The sequence below is a fragment of the Brooklawnia sp. genome (assembly GCF_032229645.1).
In the GTDB taxonomy this organism is placed as follows: domain Bacteria; phylum Actinomycetota; class Actinomycetes; order Propionibacteriales; family Propionibacteriaceae; genus Brooklawnia.
On record NZ_JAVTWX010000124.1, the window covers coordinates 25,229 to 29,206 of the forward strand.

At 66.0% G+C, this 3,978-nt stretch carries 3 protein-coding genes; 1 reads left to right on the forward strand and 2 read right to left on the reverse strand.

Going from position 1 to position 3,978, the window contains the following annotated elements; all coding sequences use genetic code 11:
- Positions 1–139: 139 nt before the first annotated feature.
- Both AAFP05_RS09660 and serS read right to left on the reverse strand, forming a co-directional pair.
- A complete protein-coding gene (locus tag AAFP05_RS09660; protein ID WP_341729653.1) occupies positions 140–1,543 on the reverse strand; it encodes an MBL fold metallo-hydrolase in 1,404 nt (467 codons plus the stop codon).
- A 67-nt stretch (positions 1,544–1,610) separates the two neighbouring features.
- On the reverse strand, positions 1,611–2,885 hold the full coding sequence (gene serS / locus AAFP05_RS09665) for a serine--tRNA ligase (RefSeq protein ID WP_341729654.1): 1,275 nt from the start codon (positions 2,883–2,885) through the stop codon (positions 1,611–1,613).
- Between the two features lie 110 nt (positions 2,886–2,995).
- Between serS and AAFP05_RS09670 the strand changes: the two genes are divergently transcribed.
- A complete protein-coding gene (locus AAFP05_RS09670; RefSeq protein WP_341729655.1) occupies positions 2,996–3,925 on the forward strand; it encodes a diacylglycerol kinase family protein in 930 nt (309 codons plus the stop codon).
- The last annotated feature ends 53 nt before the right edge of the window (positions 3,926–3,978 follow it).

Genomic DNA, 3,978 nt, shown 5'->3' on the forward strand with positions numbered 1-3,978 from the left:
CGCGTGATTCCGGGCCGCGGAGAGGTCACGGAATCACGCGTGGTGGTGGTTGCCGGGAAGAGAGCCTATTGGTTCGGCGAACGACGGCAACCACCAGCACGCCGCACAACAGCAGGACGGGATCAACAGGGACCCAGGCTCAGAGCCGGACGACCTCCCCCATCTCCGGCACCACGGCAAGGATCCCCAGCTCGCTCTTGATGCGTCTGGCCAGTGCCTTGGCCGAATCGGGTTCGCCATGCACGCAGTAGGCGGTCTGCGGACGCGGGCTCATCTCGGCGAGCCAGTCGATCAGATCGGACGCATCGGCGTGCACACTGAACTCGTCGTCCTGCAGAATCTCGGCCTTGACCGGAATGTAGCGGCCGTACATCTTCAGTTCGGTGGCTCCGTCGACCAGCATCCGTCCACGGGTGCCCGGGGCCTGGAAGCCGGTGAAAACGACCGCGTTCTTGCGGTCGCCCAGCATGTGTTCGAGGTGATGGACGACGCGTCCGCCGGTGGCCATGCCCGACGACGAGATGATGATCGACGGCTGAAATGGCTTGTTGAGCGCGATCGAGTCTTCCTTGCTGCGAGCCTCGCGAAGAGTCGGCAGGTGGATGAAGCGGCGTCCGGCGAACTCGGGGCCGATCTCGTCGGCCATCGCCGGATCGCAGTAGACATCCAGCGCCGCCAGGCCCATCGGCGAGTTCGCCCAGATCGGGATGTCATCGGGGATGCGCCCGGATTCCATCAACTGCTGCAACGTCAGCAGCACGAGCTCGGTGCGGTCGACTGCGAAGGCCGGGATCAGCACATTGCCGCCGCGGGCGATCGTCCGCGAGATCAGGTCGGCGAACGCCTCGTGCGGGATCTCGGGATCCGGATGCTCGCGATCGCCGTAGGTCGATTCGATCAGCACGGTCCGGGCGCCCATCGGCACCTCACGGTCCGCCAGCACCGGATGGTGATGGCGTCCGAGATCGCCCGAGAAGACCACCGCGTTGTCCGTCGTCTCGTCGTCCCCGCTCCAGACCCGGATCGACACTGCGCCGAGGATGTGACCGGCCCGCCACAGCCGCATGGACAGTCCACGGCCTAGGTCTATCGGCTGGTGGGCCTCGACCGCTCGAAACAGCGGCAGGGTGGCTTCGACGTCGTCGATGTCGTAGAGCGGCAGCGGGTTGGCATGCCTCGACCAGCCGTCGCGGCGGGCGTCCTCGGCCTCGTTCTGCTGCAGATGCGCGGCATCGCGCAGCACGATCTCGGCGAGCCGGATGGTGCCCTCGGTGGCATGGACGGGACCGCGGAATCCCTGCTTGACAAGGCGCGGCAGGTAGCCGACGTGGTCCATGTGGGCATGCGTGAGCACAATCGCGTCGATACTCGACGGATCTGTCGGGAACGGGGCCCAGTTCTGCTCACGCAGCTGCTTGGGCCCCTGGAACATCCCTGCGTCGACCAGGACGCGGCGCTGACCGCCATGAGTCAGCAGGTACTTCGAACCCGTGACGGTCCGGGCCGCCCCGAGGAAGGTCACAGACAGATGATCGTTCGCCATACGACTAGCTTCATCCCTGGCGGGGCGCTCCGGGCGACTTTCGGCGAAGACCGGATGTCGGCGAGGTTCAGCCGATGGGTTCGAAGACCTCGCGCCCACCCAGGTAACCACGAAGCACCTCGGGCACAGTGACAGAACCGTCCGCGTTCTGAAAGTTCTCCAGGATCATCAAGATCATCCGCGCCATCGCGCACAGTGTGCCGTTGAGAGTGGCCGCAGGTTTCGGGCCCTTCTCGTCGCGGTAGCGGATGCCGAGCCGGCGGGCCTGGAACTCGGTGCAGTTCGACGTCGAGGTGATCTCGCGGTAGCGCTGCTGGCTGGGCACCCAGCCATAGCAGTCGTACTTGCGGGCGGCGCTCAGACCGAGATCGCCGGAGGCAACGTCAAGCACCTCGAACGGGATACCGAGCGAGCCGATGAACTCCTTCTCGTAGCCGAGCAGCCGTTCGTGCTCGGCCTCGGCGTCCTCCGGGCGGCAGTAGACGAACATCTCGAACTTGTCGAACCAGTGCACGCGGAAGATGCCGCGGGTGTCCTTGCCGTAGCTGCCTGCCTCGCGACGGTAGGCCGGGCTGAATCCGGCATAGCGGATCGGCAGCTTGGCGGCATCAAGGATCTCGTCCGAATGATAAGCGGCCAGCGGCACCTCGGCGGTGCCGACCAGGTAGAGGTCGTCGCGCTCCAGGCGGTAGACGTCCTCGGCCGCCTGGCCGAGGAATCCGGTGCCTTCCATCGCGCTGGGCTTGACCAGGGCCGGCGGGATCATCGGCTGGAAGCCCCACTCGAGCGCCTTGGTGAGCGCATGCTGCATCAGCGCGAATTCGAGCAGCGCACCGGGGCCGGTAAGAAAATAGAACCGCGAGCCGGAGACCTTGGCGCCACGCTCCATGTCGATGGCACCGATGATCTCGCCGATCTCCAAGTGATCGCGGACGGTGATGCCCTCGGCCTCGAAGTCGCGCGGGCTGCCGATGGTGTCGATGACGTAGAGGTCGTCCTCACCGCCGGTCGGGACGCCATCGATGACGATATTGCCGAAGCTCTTCATGACCTCGTCGAAACGGGCCTCCGCGGCGTCCACCTGAAGCTGGCGGGCCTTCACCTGGCCGGACAACTCCTTGGTGCGAGCCAGCAGTGCGGCCTTCTCGTCGCCCTTGGCGCGCGCGACCTGCGAACCCAGCGACTTCTGCTCGGCACGAGCCGATTCGAAGGCGCCGATGGCGGCACGGCGCGCCTCGTCGGCCTCAATCGCGGTATCCACCAACGCCACCGACTCCCCACGAGCCTGCTGAGAGCGGCGAAGACGGTCAGGATCGGTGCGCAGCACCTTCGGGTCGATCATGAGCCCAAGCCTAGCGAAATCGTCCGGACAACCCGCAGTGATCGCCAGTGGCAACACTGGTTCGCCGCTATCTCCTAGGCTGTAACCAAGCGTTCAGGAGAAAGTCACCCATGCCAGCCGCCGTCACCGAATCCGCCGCCACCCGTCGGCGGGTGGCCGTCGTCTTCAACCCGATCAAGTTGGACGAAGACGTCTTCCGGCGGCTGGTCAGCGCCAAGGCGTTCGAACACGGCTGGGCCGAGCCGGCGCTGCTGCCGACCACGCTTGCCGATTCCGGTGAGGGCGCGACCAGGCTGGCGTTCGCTGCCGGCGCCGAGCTGATCCTCGCCGCCGGTGGCGACGGCACCGTGCGGGTGGTCACCACGACTCTGCGTGATACCGGTGTGGCAAGCGCGATCATCCCGGTCGGCACCGCGAATCTGCTCGCTCGCAATCTGGGCATTCCGCTCGATATCCCCCGCGCGCTCGACATCGCATTCACCGGTGAGTCACGCAAGATCGACCTTGCACGCCTCGTGGTCGATGAGGACGAGGCGAACCCGGTCTTCTTCACGGGCATGGCCGGTGTCGGTTTCGATGCCGCACTGATGCGCGACACCGATGCCCGGCTCAAGAAGGCGGTCGGATCGGCCGCGTATCTCGTCGCGTTCGCCCAGCAGTTGGGCTACGCTCCGCGCCAAGTGCATTACCGAGTGGACGGCGGTGCGAGGGTACAGCGCAAAGCGGTGCTGGTGCTGGTCGGGAACACTCGCAGCCTGCAAGGCGGAATCGAGCTTTTCCCGAATGCGGTGGTCGACGACGGCAAGCTTGATCTCCTGCTCGCGTCTCCGCGCACGCTCGCCGGATGGGCCAGGGTTGCAGCGACCGTGGTCCACAAGCTGCACCGCGGGGAGGCCATCGAGTATCACGCAGGCCGGAGCTTCGTCATCGACCTCGAATCGGACGCCCCTTGGGAGGTCGACGGGGACACCGAAGGAACCGGGCATCACTTCGAATTCAGCGTGCTGCCCGGCGCCTTGACGATCATCACCGGGCCGTGAGCCGGGCATGGGCCGATAGCAGCTACCGGTTTGCACACCCTCCCGACAGCAGC